The following is a 25,947-nucleotide window of genomic DNA, read 5'->3' on the forward strand; positions in this document are numbered from 1 at the left end:
GAATATCCGAAAGAATATCAACAGAAAGTTTTAAATTTTTAGACAATATAACTTTTGATACCGGAAAAATCAATGATTGCTGCTTATCCAAGAACATATTTCGAAAAAATTATGTATACATAAAGTAAATAAATAGGATATGATAGTGCCATAAAAATTTAAAGGAGTGATAAAATGGAATTTGTGACAATGATGTCGACTTACACAATTAATGCAAGTACCATGCTTTTAGAACCGAGGATTGAAGAAGGAAGACTGGCAGGAACAATCATTTATGAAAAAGACAGGCCGCCTGTATTGGTTGATATGAAACCAATGGAAATCATCGAACATTCCTGTTTATACTATTTCTCAACCTACGAAGGACGCAAAACCTCATCCAGATTCCTCACACGCATCAGCCACAAGCCTCCGATCGTGATTGACCCGGTAACAGGTATTTATTTCTTTTCAACCCACGCTGATTCAAACAAATCAAACTACTGGATTGCCCTTCATCATGTAATCAACATGGAAAAAACAGACGATATAAGCAATGAAACAACGATTACGTTATCCGGAAACGTTGATATTACTTTACCCATTTCAAGGAGGGCGACACACCTCCAGTACTTAAAAGCTTCTGTGTTATCCCTCAAGCTTCATCAGAATATCGATGGCATTCGTGAAAAAACGGAAGATACCTACAAAATCAGACTTCATCAAAAGCGCTTTATGTTTGCAGAGTATCTCGACAGAATTGAAAATGCAGATTCTCAGGACCGCAGTAAACCGGTTGACGGCGGTGACATAGATTTTAACCGTCCGACTAAATAGTACCTCAGCAGGTTCTCGACGTGATTTCTGAGCCGCGGATTGAAATAGTTATGCTGCTCTTCATAGCCCTTATACACAAACAGATACAAAGTGAAAGCTTCGTCAGATTTCAGTTTTACAACCTTCATGCCGTGATCTTTCATATACTTCTTCACAGTCGCAAGCTCACGCTGAACGGCGATCATCGTGTCTTCAATTAATTCAATATAAGGTCTTGGCAGCTTCACGCCACTTTTTTCAATCACAATCTGATCACGTTCAAGAACCTTCAGTACCATCGGCAGATAAAAAGCGTTCTCCAGACGGTCCCGATCCTCTGCAGAAATCTTGGTCATTGAAATCTCCTCCTGTAAAACGAACATGTGTTCTATATTATTTTACACAGATTTTCAAAACTTACAACTACTATTTGTTTGCATTATTCACCAAAAAATCTGATAATAGAACAAGCGGTTTATCTCGATAGCCGAAATATTTAATGCACCGGAGGAGATTTCATGACACAAAAGCGCCATATGACAGCAGAAGATCTATATAAAATCGAATCTTTAACTGACCCGAGGTGGTCACCGGATGGACAGAACGTTCTTTTTGTAAAAACACATATCAATGAAGAACATACATATACTTCAAACCTTTTCCTGCTCGACCAGGAAACCGGAGACATTGAACAGTGGACATACGGAGATCACAAAGTTTCATCACCAAGGTGGTCACCGGACGGTAAAAAAGTGGCCTTTGTTTCAAACCGCTCAGGAAAAAATCAGCTCTTTGTACTACCGGTAAAGGGCGGGGAAGCAAAGCAGGTGACTGACACTGAAAACGGTGCAGGCAATCCGGTCTGGTCACCGTGCAGCGGCAAGCTCGCATTCACTGCATCATTAGAACCGAAAGACTCTCTTATTGAAAAGAAAGAGAAAGAAGATGAAGATAAGAAATTAAAGCCTTACGTAACAGACTCAATGAAATATAAAGCAGACGGAGCGGGACTGCTGGACGATAAAAAACAGCAGATCGCAGTCATTGACCTCGCATCAGAAGAAATAAGCCAGCTGACAAAAGGCGAAGACAGTTATTCACTGTTTGCGTGGTCACCTGACGGCAAACAGCTTGCATTTGCGACAGATGCAGATGCCAAAGAAAAAGATTTCTCATTTAACAACGAACTCTATCTATATAACATTGAAGACGACAGTCGCGAAAAGATTAAAACTGCTGAAGGTTATGTCGGATTCGCAGCATGGTCACCTGAAGGGGATCAGCTAGCTTTTACAGCAGCCGCAAGAACGTATGAGAACGCTACGCACAGTGAAGTGTGGGTTTGGAATAAAGCGACAGGTGTTTCTGAATGTCTGACTGAAGGAATTGATGCACCGGCAGGAGATTATGCAATTGGTGATATTCAGCAGGGAGCAAATGTTCAGGGAGCTGTCTGGGCTGATAACAAGAGCCTTTATTTTGTCATCACGGATCAGGGGAATGTTAACCTTTATTACGCATCAACAGAAGGGGAAGTTTACCCGGCATATGAAGGGGCGCACCATGTATACGGATTTGATGTACACGGCGCTTCTCAGAAAATAGCAGCTGCGATCAGCACAACGGAAAACCCGGGAGACCTTCATGTGATTCACGTTCCAACAGGTGAAGCCAGCCAGGTGACAAATGTAAATAAACAGCTGCTTGAAGAAGTTGAAATCGTGGTACCTGAAACGGTTGCTTATGAAAGCACAGATGGCTATACGGTACACGGCTGGTTCATGAAGCCGGCAGGTTTTAAAGATGGAGAAGAAGTTCCGATGATCCTCAATATTCATGGGGGTCCTCACGCAATGTACGGCAATACATTTTTCCACGAAATGCAGTTGCTTGCAGCTGAAGGGTATGCAGTTCTTTATACAAACCCGAGAGGAAGCCACGGCTACGGACAGGAATTTGTCAACGCAGTCAGAGGAGACTATGGCGGCGGAGATTACCGTGATTTAATGGTGGCTGTGGATGGCGCACTTGAGCAGTTTGACTTTATTGACGCTGAGCGTCTTGGCGTAACAGGCGGAAGCTACGGAGGCTTTATGACCAACTGGATTACAGGGCATACAGACCGTTTCAAGGCTGCAGTCACACAGCGCTGTATCAGCAACTGGATCAGTTTCTATGGTGTCAGTGATATCGGTTACTATTTCAGCGAATGGCAAATACAGGCTGATCTCGGTGATATTGATACACTCTGGAAGCATTCACCGCTCGCTTATGCGGACCAGATCAACACACCGCTTCTGATTATGCATAGTGAAAATGACTACCGTTGTCCAATCGAACAGTCTGAGCAGCTTTACATTGCGCTGAAAAGAAAAGAAAAGAAGACAAGGCTCGTCAGATTCCCTGAATCAGACCACAACCTGTCGAGAACAGGAAAGCCGGAACTGAGACTTGAGAGACTGAATCATCTGGCTGGCTGGATGAAAGAGTATATTTAATATATAGCAGCGCTGTCCGGAAATCATTATGGATTCCGGGCAGCTTTTTTATGGGCAAAACCAATCCCCGGGTTGGTTTGTATAAGATGAAATCAGGGAAAAATGTAGCCACAATAGGCGGTATTTTCCTGACTATGCTATACTGAAAAAAATACCGCTAGTGATATTGATCAGAGGAGCGTTTGAATGACGTTGGAAACTCTTGAGGGATGGTTTACATTACAAAATCTACGTGAATTGATTGCAGAGTACCGGGCATTCGGACCACTGATCGGCTTCTTATTACCGGTTCTTGAAGCTTTTCTGCCTTTTCTGCCGCTCGTCGCTTTTGTAGTGGCGAATGCAAATGCTTATGGCGTACTCTTTGGTATACTGCTCTCATGGGCAGGCGCTTCAGTAGGAGCACTGATGGTCTTTTGGCTGATCAGACGGTTTGGACACCTGAAACTGTTTTACTTTTTGAGTAATCAAAAGCAGGTCAGAAAGCTTACGACCTGGGTGGAACGCCATGGTTTCGGACCATTATTTCTGCTGCTGTGCTTTCCTTTTACACCATCTGCACTAGTCAATGTTGTAGCGGGATTATCGCGTATCAGCGTCATGCAATATATGCTTGCTGTCGTTACAGGGAAGCTGGTCATGATTTCAACGATTTCATTTATCGGTGCAGATATCGTGTCACTGATCCGGGAACCGGTTAAAACGGCGATTGTACTTGGCGCCATTGTGCTCCTGTGGCTGGTAGGAAAAAGAGTAGAAAAAATGATTAATAAAAAAATGGAACGTGACATAGTGATGCCTGAGCGTCATAGAAAGTCTGCCGGAAATGAAAGGTTGGAGAATAGATGGAATCGTGGAAAAAAGAAGGCTTCGAATGGCTCAAAGCATTAGCAGTGGGCGTAGTCATCGTCTTAGTAGTCCGCATATTTCTTTTTTCAAATTATGTCGTAGAAGGTGTATCCATGCAGCCAACACTGCAGGATGGCAATAAACTCGTCATTAATAAAATAGGTTATCAGATAGGTGATTTCAACAGGTTTGATGTCATCGTCTTTCACGCAAATGAATCAGAAGATTATGTGAAAAGAGTCATTGGACTTCCGGGAGACGAAATCTCTTATGAAGAAGACCAGCTCTATATAAACGGAGAATATTATGAAGAACCATATCTTGAAGAATTCCGCACAGGCGATGGCCGCCTGACAGGTGATTTCACACTCGAAGAACTCACAGGGCAGTCAGAAGTTCCGGAAGGGCAGCTCTTCGTGTTAGGTGATAACAGACAGCAGAGCCTCGACAGCCGTATCTTCGGCTTTATCGATCAGGACTCCGTCGTCGGAAAAGTAAACCTCAGATACTGGCCGCTGAATGACCTTGATATGCGTTTTTATGAGTAAATTTGTTGTAGCCCAATGTTGTTTTTGCACAGCTGTGATTGGAGCGTAAGGTGGCGACTCCAGCATGAACGACGGACAGGTGAGACCCCACAGGCGCTTGCGCCGAGGAGGTCGGATGGGGCCAAGTAGCGGCCCATCCATGCGGAAAGCGTCCGCCTGAAGCGGAAATCAACAGCCAACTTTAAGAGAGCCTTATAAATAAATGAAAAGAGCTGTCCAATTGGATGGCTCTTTTCATATACCACCCGCTTTTCATTAACAGCCAATTGTAAGATAATAGCTATATGCAAACGACAAAGGAGGCACGATCATGCCGCTTACGATCAAAACAGGACGCTCGGGAACCGGAAAAACAGATGAACTCATGCATCAGATCACCGAAAAAGTGAAACACAATCCATCAGGTGATCCAATCCTGCTGATTGTACCTGAACAGATGACATTCCAGTCAGAATACCGTCTGGCACTTGAAACAGGTGGAATGGTCAGAGTGCAGGTATTAAGTTTTACCCGCCTTGCGTGGAGAATTCTTCAGGAAACCGGTGGTGCTTCGCGTATCCATATCAACCGTACCGGAGCAAGTATGCTCGTCAGAAAACTGATCAATGAACAAAAAGATCAGATGGTCATGTTCGGACGTGCAGCCGGAAAACATGGTTTTGTCGGACATGTCGAAAAAATGCTGACTGAGTTCAGGAGATATTGTATAAATCCTGAGAACCTGCTGGAAAAAACAGCTGAAATGAGTGAAACAGCTCCCAAAGCGCTAATTGATAAACTAAAAGATATCGAACGGATCTATTCCGGTTTCGATGATCAGTTAAAAGATAAATACATAGATTCAGAAGATTATTTAAGACTGCTTGCTGAAAAAATAAAAGATTCTGAGCTGATCAGCCAGGCGGATATCTACCTTGACGGCTTTCACAGCTTCACACCGCAGGAATATCTGGTGATTGAGAAGCTGCTCAGCTATTCAAAAAAAGTAACAGCTGCCGTTACCGCAGATCTGGATGCTAAAGATCCTCTGTTATTTCGACAGACGACTGATACAGTCAATAAGCTAAAAGGGATCGCAACAGCTGCCGGAGAAAAAGTACATATTGAACAGCATAAAGAAAACGCGAAATACAAAGGCAGGGGATTGTCTTTTCTAGAGCAATCTTTTGAAAGTCTCGGAGCTGTCTATGATCAAAAAGCTGATGTAACAATCATTGAAGCTGCGAATAGAAGAGCAGAAACAGAAGCAGCAGCACGGGAAATCAGAAAACTTGCAAGAAATGAGGGCTACCGCTACAAAGATATAGCGGTCCTGACCAGAAATGGTGAAGCATACCATGAAATCATTGAACCTGTTTTTAAAGACTATGAAATTCCGTACTTTATAGATAAAAAAAGAACAATGCTGAATCATCCATTGATTGAGTTCATCAGATCTTCACTCGAAGTGATCACTAAAAACTGGCGATATGAAGCAGTTTTCAGAGCAGTGAAAACAGAGTTGTTTTTCCCTGTAGAAGCAGACCAGGAACTGCTTCGAGCAAAGATGGACAGGCTTGAAAATTATGTACTGGCCCAGGGTATTCACGGAGACCGCTGGCATAAAGACTTCTATTATAAACAGTTCAAAGGACTCGATTTCGTGAGGGTGCCGCAGAATGAAGAAGAAAAAATGATACAGGATGACTTAAATGAAGCGCGATCAATGATTGCAGCACCAATGAATCAGTTTGCGGAGCGCTTGAAAAATGCAGGTACAGTCCATGCCTATTGTGAAGCGGTCTTTTTGCTTCTTGAAGAACTTGATGTGCCTGAAAAGCTCGAGCGGATGGCAGCAGCTGCTGAAGAAAAAGGGGATGTTGAATCAGCAAGGGAACACGACCAGGCCTGGGCAGCGGTTGTTGAATTACTGGATCAGTTTGTCGAGATTACCGGTGAAGATCAGCTGCCGCTTAATGAGTTTAGCGAAATTCTGGATTCAGGAATGGAAACGCTCGAGTTTTCTCTTGTTCCGCCAGCGATTGACCAGGTCATCATCGCAGATCTTGAGCTGTCACGGCTTCCGGCTGTCAGTGCATCATTTGTGCTGGGGGTAAATGATGGTGTCATGCCTGCCAGAATGCAGGATGACGGCATTCTGGCTGAGGATGACAGAATCTTTATGGAACGGGCAGGGATGAACCTGGCACCCGGAACGCGTGAGAAGCTTCAGGATGAAGACTTTGTCGCCTACCGGGCGTTTACTTCTCCTTCAGAGAAACTGTATATTTCATACCCTCTGGCAGATGAAGAAGGCAAGGCACTGATCGTTTCACCGTATATCAAGAAAGTGACAGGAATGCTGCCGGACCATAACAGGATGCTTGCGGTAAATGATCCTGTTGAGGTCCCGGCCGGGGATCAGCTCGATTATATCTGCCATCCGCTGCCGACAGCGTCATTTATGACGTCACAGCTTCAACAGCTGAGAAAAGATTATCCGGTAGCTGACATATGGCGTGATGTGTATAACTATTATGTATCTGATCCTTTCTGGAAAGAGGAAAGTAAGCGCATTTTGTCCGGTTTATTTTATGAAAATGCTGCCAGACCTTTATCGAAAGAAATGGCAGAAAGTCTGTTTGGCAGCTCCATGATGGCCAGTGTGTCAAGAATTGAGCGGATGAACAGTTGTGCATTCCAACATTTCTCAAGTCATGGATTGCGCCTTCATGAGAGAAGTGTTTTCAAGCTGGATGCACCGAATATCGGTGAGCTTTTCCACGCAGCACTAAAATGGATTTCTGAAGAACTGCTGCAACAGGAAATCAGCTGGAAGAGCCTGTCTCAAAAACAGTGCGCTGACCTGGCACAAAAGGCAGTCAGCCACATCGGCCCGCAGCTGCAATATGATATTTTAAACAGCTCCAATAAATATCGTTATATTGCAAAAAAACTTCAGGCTGTGATCAGTCAAGCCTCATATATCTTAAGTGAGCATGCACGGGCAGGAAACTTTGAGCCACTCAGAGTGGAACTTGGATTTGGACCTGGACAAGAGCTGCCACCTCATACAATTCCGCTCAGTGACGGTGATACGATGTCTCTGCAGGGCAGAATCGACCGGGTTGATCAGGCACGTAGCGGCGACAAAGTATATTTGCGTGTAATCGATTATAAATCAAGTGTCAGGGACCTTGACTTTACGGAAATTTATTATGGTCTCTCGCTTCAGATGATGACATATCTTGATGTGGCTTTAATGAATTCCGCTGAGCTGGTTCAGACAGAAGCGGAACCAGCTGGCATACTCTATTTCCACCTTCATAACCCGGTTGTTAAAACGAAAAAACCGATCAGCACTCAGGAAATGCAGGAGGAAATGTTGAAAAAGTATAAGATGAAGGGTCTCGTTCTCGGAGATGAAGAAGTAGTCCGGCTGATGGACATGACGCTTGAAGAAGGCAACTCTTCGATCATTTCGGCAGGACTGAAAAAAGATGGTACACTGCGGTCGAATTCAAAAACGGCAAGCAGAAACCAATTTAATGATATGAGGGCACACACACGATCAATGTTCCGGTCGGCAGGAGACAGAATTAAAGCTGGAGATGTTTCGATTGATCCTTATGAATATAAAAAAAGAACGCCATGTCAGTTCTGTTCATACCGATCTGTGTGCCAGTTTGATCCTGCACTTGAGCAGAATAAATACCGGTCATTAAAGCCTAAAAAAGCAGATGATTTATTTTCCGGCACGAAAGGAGGAGAAGACGATTGATTCCAGTAAAACCTGAAAACGTCACCTGGACAGATGAACAATGGAGAGCGATTTTTGAAAAAGGCAGTGATATCCTTGTCGCAGCAGCGGCGGGTTCCGGCAAAACGGCTGTACTCGTTGAGCGGTTGATTCAAAAAGTACTGGATGCTGAGACTGACATTGATCAATTACTTGTCGTTACTTTTACCAATGCGTCGGCTGCTGAGATGAAGCACCGTGTAGGAGAGGCACTTGAAAAAGCGCTGACTGAAAATCCGGATTCAAGACATTTGAGAAAGCAGCTGACACTGATCAACAAAGCGTCGATCTCTACGTTGCACTCATTCTGTCTTGAAGTGATCAGAAAATACTATTATTTGATTGATATAGATCCAGGCTTCAGAATCGCAGATGCTACGGAAGCTGAACTGCTGAAGGATGAAGTCATAGAAGAAATACTTGAGCATGAGTATGGGATTCCGGACAATCATTCATTTACTGAACTCGTGGAAGCCGTAACGAACGATAGAAGTGATGATGCGCTCCATCAGATGATCAGAAAGCTTCACACGTTCTCACGTTCTCACGCAGACCCGGGTCACTGGCTTGACGGTATCGTTGATCTTCACCGGACGGATGGTCTGCAGATTGATGACCATCCGCTTGCAAATTATGTACTGTTTCACGTCCAGCTTGAAACAGAAGGTGCAATTGAACTGATCCAGCTGGCACTTGATGCGGCAAGAAAGCCGGGAGGTCCTTCACTGAGAGCGGAAAATTTTGATGATGATATCAGACAGCTGAACATTATCCGGAATGCTGCTGGGTGGAAAGAAGTTGAAGCAGCACTGTCCGCATTTTCAATGGGTAGACTGAAGCCTTGTAAAGGGGAAGAGTTTGATGAAGCACTCGCCGAACAGGCAAAAAAGTGGCGTGATCAGGCTAAGAAGATGGTCAATGATTTAAAAGATCATTTCTTTATCCGCAGCCCTGAGCAGCTGCTGGATGATATGAATCAGATGACAGGGAGACTATCAACGCTGATTGAGCTGGTTAGAATATTCGAAAAGGAATTCAAGTCAGCGAAAGAAGAGCGCGGTTTAGTTGATTTCAATGATTTGGAACACTTTTGTCTGGAGATCTTAAGAGATCCCGGAACGAATGGTCCTTCGCAGGCAGCATACCATTACCGTAACCAGTTCAAAGAAGTACTTGTCGATGAATACCAGGATACGAACATGGTACAGGAAACAATTCTGCAGCTTGTAAAGTCAGGTAATGAAAAAGACGGGAACCTCTTTATGGTAGGGGATGTAAAGCAGTCTATTTATCGCTTCAGACTGGCAGAGCCAAACCTGTTTCTCGGAAAATACCGTACATTTCAGCAGCCAGGCAGCGGTCAGAAAATCGACCTGGCTAAGAATTTCAGAAGCCGTCCAGAAGTGCTGAACGGAGTGAACTTCATTTTCCGTCAAATTATGGGTGAGATGGTCGGGGAAATTGACTACGATAAAGATGCAGAGCTCATTCCGGGTGCACCTTATCCCGAAGATATCACAGTTCCGGTCAAGCTTGCAGTGATTGATCAGGCGGATGAAGACGCACCTCAGGAGGAAATGCCTGAAGAAGTCATGGATGAAAGAGAACTTGAGAGATCAACGCTCGAAGCCCGCTATATGATTAAAGAAATACGCGGGATGATTGACAACGGCCGTCAGATATATGATGTGAAAAAGAAGTTGTACAGGCCGCTCGAATACAGGGATATCGTCATTTTAACAAGATCCATGACATGGACGCCTGATATCATGGATGAATTCAGACAGGCAGGCATTCCGCTGTATGCAGATCTGTCAACCGGTTATTTTGATGCGACAGAAGTAGCGATTATGGTGTCTTTATTGAAAGTGATTGATAATCCGATTCAGGATATTCCGCTTGCCTCAGTCCTTCGTTCGCCCATAGTCAGATGTACGGAAGAAGAGCTGGCGAAAATCAGAGAAGCTGATCCTAAAGGCACTTTTTGGGATGCGCTTCAGGTCTACATGTCCGCTGAAGATGCTGACTCATCTTTAAAAGAAAAATGTTCATGGTTTTTGGTTTCACTTAGGAAATGGCGTGCCCAGGCAAGAACCGGAGCAGTGTCAGAACTTGTGTGGCAGCTTTTCAGAGACACACAATTCTACGATTTCACAGGGGGACTTCCCGGTGGAAAACAGCGTCAGGCGAACCTGCGCGCATTGTATGACAGAGCCAGACAGTATGAATCCACTTCATTTCGCGGGCTGTTCAGATTCCTGAGATTTGTTGAACGGATGAGAGACAGAGGGGATGACCTGGGTGCTGCAAGAGCGCTGAGTGAACAGGAAGATGTCGTGCGCATGATGACAATTCATAAAAGTAAAGGGTTGGAATTCCCGATAGTTTTTATATCAGGAATGGCACGGCAGTTCAATGAAATGGATTTGAGAGGCAGCTATCTGTTAGATAAAGACTTTGGTCTTGCGGTACCTTATGTCGATATTGAAAACAGAATCAGCAGCACGACGCTTCCTCAAATGGCGTTTAAAGAAAAGAAGCGACTGGAGAATCTTGCTGAAGAAATGAGAGTCCTTTATGTAGCAATGACACGTGCGAAAGAGGAGCTTATCCTGATCGGAACGGTACCTGATGCTGAAAAGCTGAAAGCCAAATGGACGCTTTCAGGTTCACATGATTCGTGGCTGTTACCGGAGTATACGAGAAAAGGTGCAAAAAAGTATTTAGACTGGATTGGACCGGCACTTGCGCGTCACAAGCATGCAATTCATTCTGTTCCATCAGGTTTGTTTGAAGATGCTTCTGTGTGGAATATGGAGGTGTACCACAAACAATTATTTACAACAGAACAGAAGAAAGAAGAAACTGCTGCTGAATGGCTGTCCCATGTCAAAAACCACGAAACGGTCCCGGGAAAGAGTGACCAGTACGAAGATTTAATGGAGCGGCTGAATTGGATCTATCCACATGAAGCAGCTTCTATGATTAAATCAAAGCAATCCGTTTCTTCAATTAAACGCCAGCATGAAACGTTTGACGAAACAGCGGCAGATACGCTGGTTAAGCCTTCTAAAAAATTGTATGAACGTCCTGCATTTCTTCAGCAGGAAAAGATGACTGCTGCGGAAAAAGGAACGATTATGCATACAGTGATGCAGCAGGTTCCTTTGCAGAAGATTCCGGATCAAAAAGATATAGAAGCATTAGTTGCCAAGTTGATTGTCAGAGAAATCCTTACCGAAGAACAGGCTGAAACAGTAAATGTCAGTCATGTCACTGCATTTTTCCAATCACCACTGGGGAAACGGTTGTTGAGTGCGAGTCAGGTAAGAAGAGAAGTGCCATTTACGTATGCAACATCACCGCAGAAAACGGGTATCAGTCAGCATGTTGAAGATCATGTGCTCATACAGGGGATTGCAGACTGTGTATTTGAAGATGCAGAAGGACTGGTGCTGCTCGATTATAAGACTGATTATGTAGACCGAACGCAGCCGGATGCTGAAACAATACTTGCTGAGCGTTACAGGCTTCAGCTCTCACTTTATAAAAAAGCACTCGAGGAAAGCTTGAATAGAAAAATTGATGAAGTATATTTATATTTCTTCAATGCAGATTTGACAATTAAATTAGAAGAGATCTGACCGGAATGACCGGTTAGCCGGAGGGATACGTTTTGAGTTTACAGCCAATCGATTCAACTCAGAGAATCCAAAGCCTCGATGTGATCAGAGGATTTTCTCTGCTTGGTATTTTCATTGTCAATATGATCGCATTTCATTCACCCATGTACTATTATGATCCGTATTCGTGGTGGGGAGATTCGATTAACAGGCCGGTATACTGGTGGATAGACGTTTTTGTACAGGCAAGCTTCTATCCGATTTTTGCGATGATGTTCGGAGCAGGGCTGGCGATTCAGTACATGCGGGCTGAAGAAAAAAAAGCCCACTTTACTTCATTTGCGTCACGCAGACTTGCCATTCTGCTTGGCATTGGTTTGATCCATGCATTTTTAATCTGGTCTGGAGACATTCTGATTACATATGCAGTGGCAGGATTTATACTGATCTGGATGCTGAAACTGAGCGGTAAAATGCTATTGATTTTAGGTTTTATTATTTACTTTTTACCGCAGTCGCTGCTTTCGGGAATCATGTTCTTTGCTTCAATGGTCGATCCGACAACAGTGACCTATTTCAGCTCTGTACAGGATATAGAGTCTTCGGTAGCAAACTATGGAAGCGGATCTTTTGCTGATATATTCGGACAGCGTGTGGATGACTGGACTTATGCAAACAGTCCTGCTGGATTTATTTCAATCATTATCGCCATTTTACCGCTAATGATGATTGGAGCAGGTGTGGCAAAAACAAAACTGTTCGAGAAAGCTTCTGATAAAAAGTTACTGCTTAGCCTTAGTGCCTTGATCTTTCTGGGTCTGGGCATTGCAATCAAAACTTCTCCTTACTGGGGAGAGAAAAATCTGGCGTTTGTCTTTACACAGGATTATGTCGGTGGCCCGCTTGTAGCAATGGGATACATGACGTTACTGTTGCTGATTATGACTGCGCCGCTGTCAGCAAAGCTTCTTCAGCCACTTGCTAAAACCGGGCGCATGGCATTAACAAATTATCTGCTGCAGTCCATTATCGGCACGATTATATTTTATAACTATGGATTCGGTCTGTATGGTGAGGTTACGCTGATGACGGGGACTTTAATTGCACTGGGAATTTTTGTGATGCAAGTCATCTTCTCAGAACTGTGGCTGTCGAAATTTAAGCAGGGTCCTGCAGAGAGATTATGGAGAAAACTGTCGTATTCCAAAAAATAAAACTGTCAGATTAGCAGAAAAAATGTATAATAGAAGGACAATTCAGATTTTAAGGAGTGTACATTCAATGAAATTTCTATCTTTCCGTTTTGAAGACAAACTACTTTACGGTGTCAAAGTAAAGCGAGAGGAAGCAGCATGGAATATCGTAAGAATTCACAAAGAGCTGATTCCAAATGAAAACGTACCTGAAACACTGCTTGAAGGTATTCAAAGCGGAATGGAATTACAGGAGACAGTAAGAAAGTGTATCCGTGCAGCTGAAGAAAGTGATCATGTTTCCCGTTATAAAGTGAAATTTGATGACCTTGTATGGGAAGCACCAGTACCACGTACTCCTAAAAATGTAATGTGCATCGGAAAAAATTATCGTGACCACGTACTTGAAATGGGTTCTGAAAAAGACATTCCGGAAGAATTAGTTGTTTTTACGAAAGCTTCCACATCAATTACAGGTGATAACGCATTAATCCCTTCCTATGAAGAACTGACAGATCAGCTGGATTACGAAGGCGAACTGGCAGTTGTGATTGGCAAAAGAGGGAAAAATATTCCCGAAAAACAGGCGATTGACTACGTATTCGGTTATACAATCGTAAATGATGTCACTGCCAGAGATCTGCAAAGCAAACACAAACAGTTCTTCCTTGGCAAAAGCCTTGATGAAACATGCCCAATGGGACCATACCTTGTTTCAAAAGATGAAATTCCCCATCCTCATCAGCTGAGCATCGTAACAAAAGTAAACGATGAAATCAGACAGGATGGAAATACTGCAGATATGATCTTTTCAATCGAAAAAATCATATCAACACTATCTAAAGGCATGACACTCGAGCCGGGTGACGTCATCGCAACAGGCACACCTGCAGGAGTAGGAAAAGGATTCAACCCGCCAAAATTCCTCAAAAAAGGCGACCAGGTAAAAATTTCCGTCCAGGGAATCGGCACACTGACGAACGAGATTGGTGAATAAACGTTCTAACTAAATTTATATTAGCTTGCTTAAAGCGCACGTTTGAAACAGTACCTACTGTTCTCAGCGTGCGTTTTTGTAAGAGTTATATACTGATGTCAGTAATCTGTTTGCTTTCATAGTATTATAGAAAATCATAAAATTTTAAATACAGGCTAAATAAAGCGTTGATCGCAGTGGAAGGAGGTGACTCCGGCGCGATAAGCGTGACAGCTAGACCCCGCAGAGCTTTAGCTCGAGGAGGCTCAGCGCACGCCGCGCGGAAAGCATCCGCCTGGAGCTGCGATCATAAGCGGTTTAATAGGTGAAAACATTGAAAATTCATGACTCCGACAATGTTTTCAGACAATACGACAAGGGAATATGGTAGCATATAGATAGTTCGGTATTTCGGTTCAGGAGGTTAGGGAATGTTAGACAATACACACTTACACATTACAACATGGGTACTTGGAATCGTGCTGTTCTTTATTGCGCTTGCGCTAATGAAGGGAGCTAACGCAAAAGGTGCTAAGATTGTACATATGATTCTGCGTCTGATGTATGTGCTGATCATCTTCACAGGAGGATGGTTATTCTTCCAGTTCTCATCAATTGATGCTGCACTTTACGGCGTTAAATTCCTGCTTGGGATTCTAGTGATCGGATTTATGGAAATGATCCTTGTCCGCACGAAGAAGCATAAATCAGTAAAAGTTATGTGGATACTATTTGTAATCGCGCTGCTTGCTACACTGTACTTCGGGTTCAGTCTGCCAATCGGCTTCGATTTCCTACGTTAAAAGTCGCTCATTCAGCGGCTTTTTTCTGTATATATCTATTTTATTTTCTAATGAATAGGTTGTACCCTGGAGTGAAAAGCGGGTACTGCTGAGGTCATAATCAGTAGTCTGTGTGTAAAGTAGAGTCTCTCCTGAAAAATAGGTAACATGTTAAATATAAGACTACATATCCAACACCATATTGAAAATTGTCTTCAAACCGACACATGTGTATACTATAAACATCAACTATATGTATAGTATTTGAACAACGAATGTACAACGCGAATGATTGAGGATGGAGGCTGTTTTAATGACCCGTTCAATTGCAATAATAGGGGCAGGACCAGGCGGGCTTGCAGCAGCGATGCTGTTAGCTTCGAAAGGATGTAAAGTAAATGTTTATGAAAAACATCCGTTTGTCGGAGGGAGAAACAGTTCTTTTACTATGAACGGTTATACATTCGATGTAGGGCCCACCTTTTTAAGTATGCCGGAGATAGCAGAGGAAATCTTTGAGGAGACCGGTAAAAATCTTCATGACTATGTTGATTTGATTGAACTGCCAATGATGTATGAACTGGTGTTCAAAGATAAACGAGTGAAAATGTACAGAGATCCCGATAAAATGAAACAGCAGATCAAAACATACTTTCCGGGTGATGAGGCAGGATATGACCATTTCATGTCTGATACAAGAAAGAAAATGGATGCCCTCCGTCCGATATTGCAAAACAAAATGGATCGATACACCGATTATCTTTCGCTTAGGGTTCTTAAGGCACTGCCACAGCTTTCACTTGGGAAAAGCCTCTATGACGTGTTAAGCAAATACTTCAATCATGAAGAGCTGAAGCTTGGTTTTACGTTTCAGGCAAAATACCTCGGAATGTCGCCGTGGGAATGCCCCGGAGCCTTTTCAATTCTGTCCTTTATGGAGCATGAATATGGAATTTTTCATCCTAAAGGCGGCGTTAATCAGCTTTCTAAAGCCATGGCTAAAGCAGCAGAAGAGCTTGGAGCTACCATTCATCTCGGAGATGGTGTGAAAAAGCTTCATATTAATCAGCAAAAAGAAGTGACGGGTTTTGAACTTGAATCAGGCGTTCAGGTAAAAGCCGACGAAGTTGTGATTAATGGAGACGTATCGCATGTGATGACGAACCTGGTAGATGACAGTCAACTGAAAAAGTTCAGCGCAAAGAGATTAAATGAGAAGAAGTATTCATGCTCCACTTTCATGATTTATCTTGGAGTAGATCAGGTATACGATCTGCCGCACCATACTATATCGTTTGCTGAAGACTATAAAAAGAATGTAGAAGAAATTATGCAGACGCAGTTGCTGTCAGATGACCCGTCTATTTATATTCAGAACGCTTCTGTAACCGACTCGACACTTGCACCTGATGGAAAATCCGCCCTTTATATTTTAGCGCCGGTCCCGAATAATCTGAGCGGTCTGGATTGGGAAGAGCATGAAGAGACTTTCAGAAACCTTGTGCTTGATTCCATTGAAGCTAAAACGGAATTTAAAAACATCCGTGACCATATTGAGGTGGAACGTATTATAAGCCCTAAGCACTGGGAACTGGATTTTAATGTTTTCAAGGGGGCAACATTCAGTATGGGACATCAGCTCAGCCAGATGATGGCGCTGCGTCCGCATAATAAATTTGAAGAATTAGAACGGACATGGCTTGTTGGCGGGGGGACTCATCCGGGGAGCGGTCTTCCGACAATCCTAGAATCCGCCCGTATTACATCAACCCTTTTAATGAATGAGAAAAGAAATCATATCAGCAATGAAAGCGGTGAGGCAGGATGAGGGTGTCCATTATTGGCGGGGGTATCGGCGGTATGATGTCGGCACTTCTCCTGAATAAAAAAGGATTTGAAGTTACCCTTTTTGAAAAAGAAAAAAAGCTGGGCGGTCGTTTGGCATATCATATTCACGGTGACTACAAAATTGATAAAGGTCCAACAATTGTACTCCTTCCTGAAATGCTTCAATCTTTATTAAAAGAGGCAGGTGTGTCCGAAGAAGAATATGAATTGATATCTTGTGACCCGCTTTACGATCTCCACTTTGCAGATGGTACGATCTATACCAAATACCGCGATAAACAGGCGCAGATGGAAGAGATTAACCGGGTATTCCCCGGTGAAGAAGCAGGGTATCTTGAATTTATGAGTGACATGGAAAAGAGATTTAATGAAGGAAAACCAAGATTTCTGGAGCAGTCATTTCTTAAGCGCTGGGATGCGATTCAGCCTGCTACTCTTAACTCATTACGTAAATTAAAAGCTTTTAAATCGGTATCCAGGCAGCTTCACAATTATTTTCAGGATGACAGACTGAAGACAGCTTATGCGCTGCAGACACTGTATATTGGCGGCAATCCCTTTCAAACTCCGGGCATTTATTCATTAGTATCCTACAGTGAACATGAACACGGTATTTACTATATGAAGGGTGGATACGCCAAACTTGCAGAAGTGCTGGAAAAAAAGATGATTGAAGAAAATATCCGCATTGTAAAAGAAGCGAATATTGAAAAAATCTCAATTGCTTCTGGAAGAGCAGAAGGTGTCCTGTATAATAGTAAGTATGAACAAACTGATGCAGTCGTGTTAAATGGAGACTTTCCGATTGCTGAAAAACTTATTAATAAACAGGGAAGGCAGTATCAGCCTTCATCCGGGTGTGTCCTTATATACATTGGCGCCGATGGATTGTATGACAATAGAAAAATGCATCAATTTTATTTAAGTGAAAACTTTGAGAAGAATATGAATCAGATCTTTAAAGAGCGAGTGATTCCGGAAGACCCGTCCTATTACGTTTTTAATCCATCAATTATAGATGAAACCCTCGCTCCAAAAGGGAAAAGTGCGTTATATGTCCTGGTGCCGGTTCCTTCAGAAATAGATGAAGACTGGGAGAGTGTAAAATATTCACTCAAAGAAAAAGTCCTGGAATCAATGGAGAGATCAGGATTTGAATCATTAAGAGAACGGGCTGAATGGATTGATATACGAACACCTGAAGAAGCAAAACAAGAGGGATTATATACAGGTGGAAGTTTTGGAATTGCGCCTGCATTGTTTCAGTCAGGACCGTTCAGACCGCAGTTTCAGCCTTATCCGGAACTGGAAAATGTTTTTGCAACAGGTGCTTCCACGCATCCGGGTGGCGGCGTGCCGATTGTGATGCAGGGTGCAAAGCTGTTAGCGGATGGTATGGACAGAAAGTTTTACAGAAGGGAGAGATCAGCAGATGGAACTGGCAAAAGCGTATAAAGAATGTGAGAAGGTTATTAAAATACATTCCAAAACTTTTTATCGTGCCTTTTCAATGCTTCCTTCTAAAGAGAGAAATGCGGTTTGGGCAATCTATAGCTTTTGCAGAACAGTGGATGACATTGTTGATGAAAGTGATAACCCTGAAGAAGAGCTTGCACAATTCGAAGAAGAGTTTGACCGTTTTTTATCAGGGGCGGAATTGAATGAAGCAAATTGGATTGCATTATCGGATGTTTTTAAGCGCTATGACATGAATGTGCAGGCGTTTAAAGATATGGTTAAGGGACAGAAAATGGATCTTGCACACAAAACATATGAAACAACTGATGATGTACTGGAATATTCATATCATGTAGCCAGTACAGTTGGCCTCATGCTGCTGCCGGTTCTTGCCCCGGAGAATGAAAAAGCATTACGGGATAGTGCAGTGAAGCTAGGTTATGCGATGCAAATTACCAATATTCTTCGTGATGTAGGAGAAGATCTGGATAGACAGCGCGTGTATTTACCTGCCGAAGTAATGTCGCGTCACGGCTATGATGAATCATTGCTCTTAGAGAAACAGGGAGGACAAGCTTTCATTGATACATGGGAAGAGATGGCTTCGATGGCTGAAGGCTATTACGATGAAGCAATGAAGTCCCTGTACTTGTACCCGCCTTCGAGCCGTATACCGGTGAAGGGGGCAGCGATTTTGTATCGTGCGATTCTTGATCAGGTCAGAAAGAATAATTACAACGTATTTTCAGAGAAAAACTATGTACCTGTTAACGAAAAGAATAAATTGCTATCTTCCTACCAATGAAAAGAGCATCCGCAATGTCGCGGATGCTCTTTTTGATAGATCTGATTCTCTATACACTCTCTTTATAAACTTTTTTCTTTTTAGCTGACTTACCAAGCTGGTCAAGACGTTCTACCAGGCTGCCTGACATAGCTGAATTTCCTGTTGAAGAAGAAGAAACAAGTGATTCCTTTAACTCATAAGCATTTGAACCGTGCTCAGCATAATCAAGACCCGTGATTTCTTCTTCACGTGAAACGCGGATGCCGCCAGTTGACTTCAGGATGAAGACAACAGCACTTACCGCAAGACCGGTCCAAAGAATGACTGCACCTACACCGATTGACTGAACGCCAAGCAATGCTGCGCCACCGCCGTAGAACAATCCGTTAGCCGTATCAAAAAGACCAACTGCAAGTGTACCCCAGATTCCGCAAATACCGTGAACGGCAATTGCGCCTACTGGATCGTCTTTCTTAGCGACTACATCAATAAAGCGGATACCTTCTACAAGAATCACACCAGCTACAAGACCAATAACGACTGCTCCAATAAGAGAAACGTTAGCTGTTCCAGCTGTAATACCTACGAGACCACCAAGTGCACCATTCAATGTGATCGAAGGATCAATTTGCTTAAATCTGATCTTCGTATATAGTGCTGAGGCGATTACCCCGCCAGAAGCAGATAATAAGGTAGTTGAAATAACGATTGGCACTAATGTCGGATCAGCTGCTAATGAGCTTCCTCCATTAAATCCGAACCAGCCGAACCAAAGAATGAATACACCAAGTGCGCCGATTGGAATATTATGACCCGGGATTGCGTTCACTTTTTTGCCTTCATATTTACCAATACGTGCTCCGAGGAAAGCGACTGCTACAAAAGCACCGACAGCACCAGTAAGATGAACGACTGTAGAGCCTGCAAAGTCAACAAATCCGAGTTCAGAAATCCAGCCGCCACCCCATACCCAGTGACCAACTACGGGGTAAATTGCGCCAGTCATTAACACAGTAAGAATCAAATAACTGCTTAATTTCATTCTTTCAGCTACAGCACCTGAAATGATCGTCGCACATGTAGCTGCAAAAACTGCCTGGAATAAGAAGAAACCTACATCCTCCACACCTGAAAGTGCAAAACCTGTTGTTCCGAAAAATCCATTAGAACTTCCGAACATGATACCGTATCCAACTAAAAAGTATAAAACGGATCCGATTGAAATCGTCAGGATATTTTTCAATAAAATATTGAGTGTGTTTTTAGCTCTCGTAAAGCCTGATTCAACCATTGCAAACCCTGCATGCATAAAGAATACTAAAATTGCTGCAATCATGACCCACATTGTATCCAATGAAAATTGAACGCTTTCAGCTGTTACTGGAGCGGCATAAGCGCTCGTTGTAACAAGACTCCCTAAAGCAGTAATTGATAATATTTTTTTCTTCATTATTTGTGCACCTCCAAAATTTTTAAAGAACCGCCTGTCTGCCTCGTTCACCACTTCTGATTCTGATGATGTCTTCAATAGGGGAAATGAAAATTTTACCGTCCCCAACTTCTCCAGTTGCACACGCTTCGATAATGGCATCAACAATTTCATCAGTGCGATGCTCTTCAGTAACCATTTCAACTTTTATTCTTGAAACCAGAGGGAGTTCGTAGGATGTTCCTCTGAATGCTCCTTTTTTGCCTTTTTGATTACCGCATCCTGCAGCTTCAAAAACGGTTAACCCATTAATGCCGAGATGCACAAGTTTTTCGCGAAGAGTTTGAAAAACCTCAGGTCGGACAATTGCCTCAATTTTTTTCATTTTTATCCTCCTCAATATTGATGTCAGTATACCTAACATGAATTACGTGTTAGGAAATCTAACATGAAAGCTGTTATGTTTATAATAATATTCAGAAAATTAGATAATTGCAAGTGTTTTTTTAAAAAAAGATCATTTCATGTTAGGTTTCCTTACATATAAAAAGCCCTCACCGCAGTGAGAGCTTACATGTAACCGTTTTATAAATTTATTCAGGCTGTGCAAACTTTTTCTGAACCCAGACTCTTGATTTCCATCTTCGCAGCATAAGAATTCCTCTTAGCCATTCATCTAATATAAAAGCGATCCATATTCCGATCAGTCCAAGTCCGAATACGATACCCAGTAGGTAGGCGAATAAAACTGCTACGCCCCACATAGAAAAGATTCCAATATATACAGGGAATTTAACGTCACCCGCAGCCCGTAATGAATTAATCACAACTAAGTTAAAACTTCTGCCTGGTTCAAGGATGATCGTAAGGTAGATCAGAATAGATCCCAGGAATAAAATATCTTCATTTGAAGTGAAGATACCGAGCAGTGTCTCTGAGAACACTGAAAAGATAAGCGCCATTGCAAAAGAAATGATGATTGCAATCTTTAAACTTTTGATTCCCCGCTTGTAAGCTTCTTTGTACTTTCCTGCACCAACCATATGACCTATTATAATCTGAGTTCCTTGTCCAATAGAGATGGCGAATAGAAAAATAAACATCATGATATTCAGCGTATAAACCCTTGTAGTAATGGCCTCTGTGCCGAGAGAAGCGATAAAAGCTGTAATAACGAGCTGCGAGGCGTTGTATGAAAGTTGTTCTCCTGCAGAAGGGACCCCGATTTTCAATAAGTTTTTCAGGTGAGAAACGGGCAGGCTGAATAAAGAGAAAAACGGCAGCCCTCCGTCAATTCGTCTGATTAAAAGAATAAATAACACGATTAAGCCAATTAACCTGCTGATCGCAGTAGAGTACGCTACTCCTTCTACACCAAGTACAGGGAATCCAAATGCGCCGAAAATAACAATGTAGTTTCCAGCTACATTAATTATGTTCATACCAAGAGTGACAAACATTGCATCTTTAGTAAAACTGTAACTTCTAAGTACAGCACCTAATGTCATGATCACTGCCTGTATGAAAGAGAGTCCCCCGACTATTTGTAAATAAATCGTTGCCTCGGGAAGAAGCTCGGGAGGCAAGTCCATTAGCAGCAGGATCTTATCGTCGAATATAAAAAGAAGTGCACTTAATATTAAGCTGAAGATAAGATTCGCTATGATTGAAACGACTGCGATTTCAGAGGCACTTTTCTGCTTATCAGCACCGAGGTATTGTGCGACCAGAATGGATGTACCTGTTGCCACAAATCCGAACATGACGATGATCAATGAAAGGATTTGATTGGAAATGCCGACTGCAGCAACGCTGTCATCTGAATATTGACTGAGCATGAGCGTGTCGGCATTCCCCATAAGCATGTGAAGAGAAATCTCAACGAATATCGGCCATGTCAGTGCAAATAACGTTAATTTTTTGGTAGTGCTTTTCAATGTCGAACCTTCTTTCTGATTACTTCTTTACAAAATAAATGACCGAGGCGGGGTGCCTCAGTCATTTAATTAGAAGATTTTAATCATCTTAATTTCCTGTGGTTGTAATTTTATTTTTCCTTTTTTCCATTTATGCGCTTCTTCGGTCATTAAGTCAATGGTTTTTCTCTTATTCACTCTATATGGAATTTTCAGCGTATCTTTTTTGTCAGACAGATTAATCAGAATCAGCACCGCTTCGTCATGTGACTCTCTTTTCATGACAAGGCTGTTTTCACTAATATGATAGAATGAAAGATCTCCATCATTAGCCAGAAGCGGCTCATTTTTACGCAGTGAAATCAGTTTTTTTGTGTAGTTCAATACATCCTGATCCTGATTTTCTTCATTCCACTCCATACATTTTCGGCAGCCCGGATCCATTCCGCCGGTCAATCCGACTTCATCACCATAGTAGATGCAAGGTGTTCCGTAATAGGTCAGTAAAACAGTTAAGATTTGCTTCACTCGTTGCTGATTGTTCCCGCACTCAGTCAGAATTCTTGGTGTATCATGGCTGCCAATTAAATTGAAAGCAGCTTTGTTAACAGGTTCAGGGTACATATATTGAACTCTTGTCATGTTTTCAATGAACGTTTGAACAGATATAGTTCGTTTAGCGATGAGCTGTAGGGCATTGGTTGTAAAAGGATAGTTCATCACAGCATCAAACTGGTCCCCGCGAAGCCAGGGAATTGAATCATGCCAAACCTCTCCGAGAATATATAAATCAGGGTTGATTTTCTTGACCTCTTCGCGGAATTCACGCCAAAATGCATGGTCCACTTCATTTGCAACATCAAGACGCCAGCCATCAATCTCAAATTCTCTTGCCCAGTACCTTGCAGCTTCCAACAGATAATTCTTAACTTCAGGGTGCTCAGTGTTCAGTTTAGGCATCATGTAAGTGAATGCAAACGTATCATAATTCGGTTCAGGTGTGGTTTGTACAGGGAAATCCCATATGTGAAACCAGTCTTTATATCTTGAATTCTCACCTTTCTCCAGAACATCCTGAAATGGTGGGAAAAAGAAACCGCTATGGTTAAAGACAGCGTCGAGCATCACCCTGATATTGCGCTTTTTGCATTCTCTTATCAGTTCCTTCAGTTTTTCTTTATCACCGAAGTGCTGGTCAATTTCAAAGTAATCGATTGTATCATATTTATGGTTGGATGAAGCCTCGAACAGGGGAGTGAAATAAATGCCTGTTATGCCAAGGTCCTGAAGGTAATCGAGATGGTCAATGACACCCTGGAGATCGCCCCCAAAAAACGAATCTCTTTTTGGTTCTTCGATGGCCCACGGTATTGTACCTGGCGGGTTAAGGGAGGAATCTCCATTTGCAAAACGTTCCGGGAAGATTTGGTACCATACTGTGTCATGAACCCACTTAGGTGAGGTGAAAATATCAGACTGATTCATATAGGGTAAGCAGAAATACTCTCCGATGTCTTCAGGAGCCTGCTGATGAAAGCTTTTTTCACCATAAAAAACGGTTTGTTTCTTATTAGATAGAATAAAACCATAACGCAGGCGGTGATAAGGCGGTTCAATATGTACTTCCCAGTAATCATGAAGCTGATCAGAACCTTTATAATTCATTGATTTTTCGTGCTTATTCCATTTTTCTTTTGACCAGTCATAAGGATCCCCGTGTATTAATTTCACTTGAGAAACGTCATTTTTAGCAGTTTTTATTCTGATTTGCATTTGATCTTTTGCCACAGCATAAGCCATGGACCGGTCAGCGCGATGATAGACAGCAGCTGTATTCATTATAGTTTAACCTCCTGATTTATTAAATTGATTACAACGTTATGCTAAAGAATTCATAATGTCAATTAAGCATGTTATAAATTTTTTCATCATATATTTATAAAAAGTTTGAAAAATGTATTGTAATCTTTCTAATTCTGATTATAATAAAAGGAGGTTGTGCAATCGTTTTCATAAAAAATGAAAGCGTTTAAGTTTCTCTTTTTTTAGATATTTGTGCAAACGGTTGTACAGACAAATGATAAACACCTTTAGGAGGGGTCAATGTTGAAAAAGTATCTTTCTATTTTTGCAATGGTGCTGATGTTAATCGGTGTTCTTGCAGCTTGTGCACCAGACCGTGAAGAAGAATCAGGCGGTTCGACTGATGATAATGGGGGCGGCGATTCAGAAGAAGCAGCTGATCAGCCGGAATCACTAAGTGTATGGGTTAATGACAGTGAAGAACAAAAAGCTGTACTTGATACATTATTCGCAAAGTACACTGAAGAAACTGGAATTGAAATTGAAGTAACACCAATGAACATGCTTGACCAGGTTGAATCACTTAATCTGGATGGTCCTGCAGGAAACGGGCCTGACCTGTTTTTCCAGCCGCATGACCGTATTGGTAATATCGTCCTTCAGGGACTTGCATCACCGATCGATCTTGGTGAAGCAGAAGGTACTTATTCAGAAACAGCGATCGACGCTGTAACATATGATGGTGAAATCTATGGAGCTCCACTTGTAGTTGAAACTTATGGAACATTCTACAATAAAGACCTTGTTGAAGAAGCTCCTGCAACAATGGATGAATTAATGACAATTGCTGAAGAGCAGACAGATGCTGCTACAGAGCAGTATGGTTTCCTTATGGAGGCAGCTAATTTCTACTTCTCATATCCATTCTTCGGCGCTAATGGCGCATATGTCTTTAACAACGAAGGCGGAACTTATGATGTAGAGGATATTGGTCTTAACAACGAAGGCGCTGTAGCTGGTGGAGAACTAATCCAGTCATGGTACAGCAATGGTTACATCCCGGTAGAAATCAACCCTGACATTATGAATGGTCTGTTCACAGACGGTAAAGTTGGCGTTGCAATCACTGGTCCTTGGAATATTCCGGCTTATGAAGAAGCGCTTGGCGACAGCCTTGGAACTGCTATTCTTCCAACAGTAGATGGCACAAACGCAACATCATTCGTAGGTGTTAAATCATGGATGGTTTCTGATTACTCAGAGAATAAAGATGCTGCAACAGATCTTGCACTATTCCTGACTAATGAAGAGAATTCACTTGAATACTTCGAAGGTGCAGGAGAACTTCCTGCTAACCAGGCAGCTCTTGAAAGTGATGCTGTAACATCTAATGAATTAATCGCACCATTTGCAGAACAAATTCAGTTTGGTACTCCAATGCCATCAGCTCCAGAAATGCAGCAGGTTTGGGATCCAATCAACAATGCACTGTTATTCATCGCACAAGGTGATGATGTACAGGAAGTGCTTGATGAAGCAGTTCAGCAAATCAAAGATAATATCGCAACTGCACAGCAATAATATTCATGACAATGGTGGATAGAAGGATTCCCTCCTTCTATCCACTCACTTTATAGAGAGCTATTCTCTCAACGCTCATTCGG

Annotated in this window: 18 protein-coding genes; 13 read left to right on the plus strand and 5 right to left on the minus strand. The window is 42.5% G+C overall.

All coding sequences use genetic code 11. From position 1 onward, the window contains the following. The first annotated feature begins 174 nt into the window (after positions 1 to 174). Positions 175 to 816, plus strand: coding sequence for a competence protein ComK (locus tag E2626_RS14850; RefSeq protein ID WP_134382574.1), 642 nt, complete (start codon positions 175 to 177; stop codon positions 814 to 816). Here the strand turns inward: E2626_RS14850 and E2626_RS14855 are convergent. Beyond that, positions 756 to 1,151: a YhjD family protein gene (locus tag E2626_RS14855; protein WP_134382575.1), complete on the minus strand. Its 396-nt coding sequence runs from the start codon at positions 1,149 to 1,151 to the stop codon at positions 756 to 758. The two genes, E2626_RS14850 and E2626_RS14855, sit on opposite strands and share 61 nt — an antisense overlap. Positions 1,152 to 1,313: 162 nt before the next feature. On the opposite strand from E2626_RS14855, the gene E2626_RS14860 reads away from it, so the two are divergent. The 11 genes from E2626_RS14860 (at position 1,314) to E2626_RS14910 (ending at position 19,153) form a co-directional block, all read left to right on the plus strand. Then, on the plus strand, positions 1,314 to 3,293 hold the full coding sequence (locus tag E2626_RS14860) for a S9 family peptidase (protein ID WP_134382576.1): 1,980 nt from the start codon (positions 1,314 to 1,316) through the stop codon (positions 3,291 to 3,293). Positions 3,294 to 3,479: 186 nt separating this feature from the next. Continuing rightward, positions 3,480 to 4,184 carry a TVP38/TMEM64 family protein gene (locus E2626_RS14865; protein WP_134382577.1) on the plus strand — a complete coding sequence of 235 codons (705 nt, stop codon included), beginning with the start codon at positions 3,480 to 3,482 and terminating at the stop codon, positions 4,182 to 4,184. After that, positions 4,139 to 4,690: a signal peptidase I gene (lepB, locus tag E2626_RS14870; RefSeq protein WP_134382578.1), complete on the plus strand. Its 552-nt coding sequence runs from the start codon at positions 4,139 to 4,141 to the stop codon at positions 4,688 to 4,690. Before E2626_RS14865 ends, lepB begins: the two co-directional genes overlap by 46 nt. A 310-nt stretch (positions 4,691 to 5,000) precedes the next feature. Further along, positions 5,001 to 8,450, plus strand: coding sequence for a helicase-exonuclease AddAB subunit AddB (gene addB / locus E2626_RS14875; RefSeq protein ID WP_134382579.1), 3,450 nt, complete (start codon positions 5,001 to 5,003; stop codon positions 8,448 to 8,450). Then, entirely contained in the window at positions 8,447 to 12,112 is a 3,666-nt protein-coding gene (gene addA, locus E2626_RS14880; protein ID WP_134382580.1) for a helicase-exonuclease AddAB subunit AddA, read from the plus strand. The genes addB and addA overlap by 4 nt, the downstream gene beginning before the upstream one ends. Positions 12,113 to 12,144: 32 nt before the next feature. Beyond that, positions 12,145 to 13,305, plus strand: a complete 1,161-nt coding sequence (locus E2626_RS14885) for a DUF418 domain-containing protein (RefSeq protein WP_134382581.1) — start codon at positions 12,145 to 12,147, stop codon at positions 13,303 to 13,305. A 67-nt stretch (positions 13,306 to 13,372) separates the two neighbouring features. Then, positions 13,373 to 14,281, plus strand: a complete 909-nt coding sequence (locus E2626_RS14890; protein WP_134382582.1) for a fumarylacetoacetate hydrolase family protein — start codon at positions 13,373 to 13,375, stop codon at positions 14,279 to 14,281. 410 nt (positions 14,282 to 14,691) lie between these two features. After that, entirely contained in the window at positions 14,692 to 15,063 is a 372-nt protein-coding gene (locus E2626_RS14895) for a YisL family protein (RefSeq protein WP_134382583.1), read from the plus strand. A 292-nt stretch (positions 15,064 to 15,355) separates the two neighbouring features. Continuing rightward, on the plus strand, positions 15,356 to 16,870 hold the full coding sequence (locus E2626_RS14900) for a phytoene desaturase family protein (RefSeq protein WP_134382584.1): 1,515 nt from the start codon (positions 15,356 to 15,358) through the stop codon (positions 16,868 to 16,870). After that, positions 16,867 to 18,345 carry a phytoene desaturase family protein gene (locus E2626_RS14905; RefSeq protein ID WP_134382585.1) on the plus strand — a complete coding sequence of 493 codons (1,479 nt, stop codon included), beginning with the start codon at positions 16,867 to 16,869 and terminating at the stop codon, positions 18,343 to 18,345. The genes E2626_RS14900 and E2626_RS14905 overlap by 4 nt, the downstream gene beginning before the upstream one ends. Beyond that, a complete protein-coding gene (locus E2626_RS14910) occupies positions 18,323 to 19,153 on the plus strand; it encodes a phytoene/squalene synthase family protein (protein ID WP_134382586.1) in 831 nt (276 codons plus the stop codon). The genes E2626_RS14905 and E2626_RS14910 overlap by 23 nt, the downstream gene beginning before the upstream one ends. A 49-nt stretch (positions 19,154 to 19,202) precedes the next feature. Here the strand turns inward: E2626_RS14910 and E2626_RS14915 are convergent, their stop codons facing one another. The 4 genes from E2626_RS14915 to E2626_RS14930 form a co-directional block, all read right to left on the minus strand. Continuing rightward, positions 19,203 to 20,585, minus strand: a complete 1,383-nt coding sequence (locus tag E2626_RS14915; protein ID WP_134382587.1) for an ammonium transporter — start codon at positions 20,583 to 20,585, stop codon at positions 19,203 to 19,205. A gap of 22 nt (positions 20,586 to 20,607) precedes the next feature. Next, positions 20,608 to 20,949 (minus strand): P-II family nitrogen regulator, encoded by a 342-nt coding sequence (locus tag E2626_RS14920; protein ID WP_134382588.1) that lies wholly within the window; start codon positions 20,947 to 20,949, stop codon positions 20,608 to 20,610. 208 nt (positions 20,950 to 21,157) lie between these two features. Continuing rightward, entirely contained in the window at positions 21,158 to 22,501 is a 1,344-nt protein-coding gene (locus tag E2626_RS14925) for an MATE family efflux transporter (RefSeq protein WP_134382589.1), read from the minus strand. 69 nt (positions 22,502 to 22,570) lie between these two features. Further along, complete coding sequence (locus E2626_RS14930; RefSeq protein WP_134382590.1) at positions 22,571 to 24,319, minus strand: glycoside hydrolase family 13 protein; 1,749 nt, start codon at positions 24,317 to 24,319, stop codon at positions 22,571 to 22,573. Between the two features lie 267 nt (positions 24,320 to 24,586). Between E2626_RS14930 and E2626_RS14935 the strand changes: the two genes are divergently transcribed. Further along, positions 24,587 to 25,864: a sugar ABC transporter substrate-binding protein gene (locus E2626_RS14935; protein ID WP_134382591.1), complete on the plus strand. Its 1,278-nt coding sequence runs from the start codon at positions 24,587 to 24,589 to the stop codon at positions 25,862 to 25,864. Positions 25,865 to 25,947 lie beyond the last annotated feature (83 nt).

The sequence above is a fragment of the Jeotgalibacillus salarius genome (assembly GCF_004405125.1).
Lineage (GTDB): Bacteria > Bacillota > Bacilli > Bacillales > Jeotgalibacillaceae > Jeotgalibacillus > Jeotgalibacillus salarius.

Bases quoted from the DNA above. Each gene is read 5' to 3' on its own strand.
- E2626_RS14910 (WP_134382586.1), top strand. From the start codon at position 18,323: ATGGAACTGGCAAAAGCGTATAAAGAATGTGAGAAGGTTATTAAAATA.
- E2626_RS14850 (WP_134382574.1), top strand. From the start codon at position 175: ATGGAATTTGTGACAATGATGTCGACTTACACAATTAATGCAAGTACC.
- addB (WP_134382579.1), top strand. From the start codon at position 5,001: ATGCCGCTTACGATCAAAACAGGACGCTCGGGAACCGGAAAAACAGAT.
- lepB (WP_134382578.1), top strand. From the start codon at position 4,139: ATGGAATCGTGGAAAAAAGAAGGCTTCGAATGGCTCAAAGCATTAGCA.
- E2626_RS14860 (WP_134382576.1), top strand. From the start codon at position 1,314: ATGACACAAAAGCGCCATATGACAGCAGAAGATCTATATAAAATCGAA.
- E2626_RS14865 (WP_134382577.1), top strand. From the start codon at position 3,480: ATGACGTTGGAAACTCTTGAGGGATGGTTTACATTACAAAATCTACGT.
- E2626_RS14900 (WP_134382584.1), top strand. From the start codon at position 15,356: ATGACCCGTTCAATTGCAATAATAGGGGCAGGACCAGGCGGGCTTGCA.
- E2626_RS14855 (WP_134382575.1), bottom strand. From the start codon at position 1,151: ATGACCAAGATTTCTGCAGAGGATCGGGACCGTCTGGAGAACGCTTTT.
- E2626_RS14890 (WP_134382582.1), top strand. From the start codon at position 13,373: ATGAAATTTCTATCTTTCCGTTTTGAAGACAAACTACTTTACGGTGTC.
- E2626_RS14905 (WP_134382585.1), top strand. From the start codon at position 16,867: ATGAGGGTGTCCATTATTGGCGGGGGTATCGGCGGTATGATGTCGGCA.
- E2626_RS14915 (WP_134382587.1), bottom strand. From the start codon at position 20,585: ATGAAGAAAAAAATATTATCAATTACTGCTTTAGGGAGTCTTGTTACA.
- E2626_RS14895 (WP_134382583.1), top strand. From the start codon at position 14,692: ATGTTAGACAATACACACTTACACATTACAACATGGGTACTTGGAATC.
- E2626_RS14930 (WP_134382590.1), bottom strand. From the start codon at position 24,319: ATGAATACAGCTGCTGTCTATCATCGCGCTGACCGGTCCATGGCTTAT.
- E2626_RS14920 (WP_134382588.1), bottom strand. From the start codon at position 20,949: ATGAAAAAAATTGAGGCAATTGTCCGACCTGAGGTTTTTCAAACTCTT.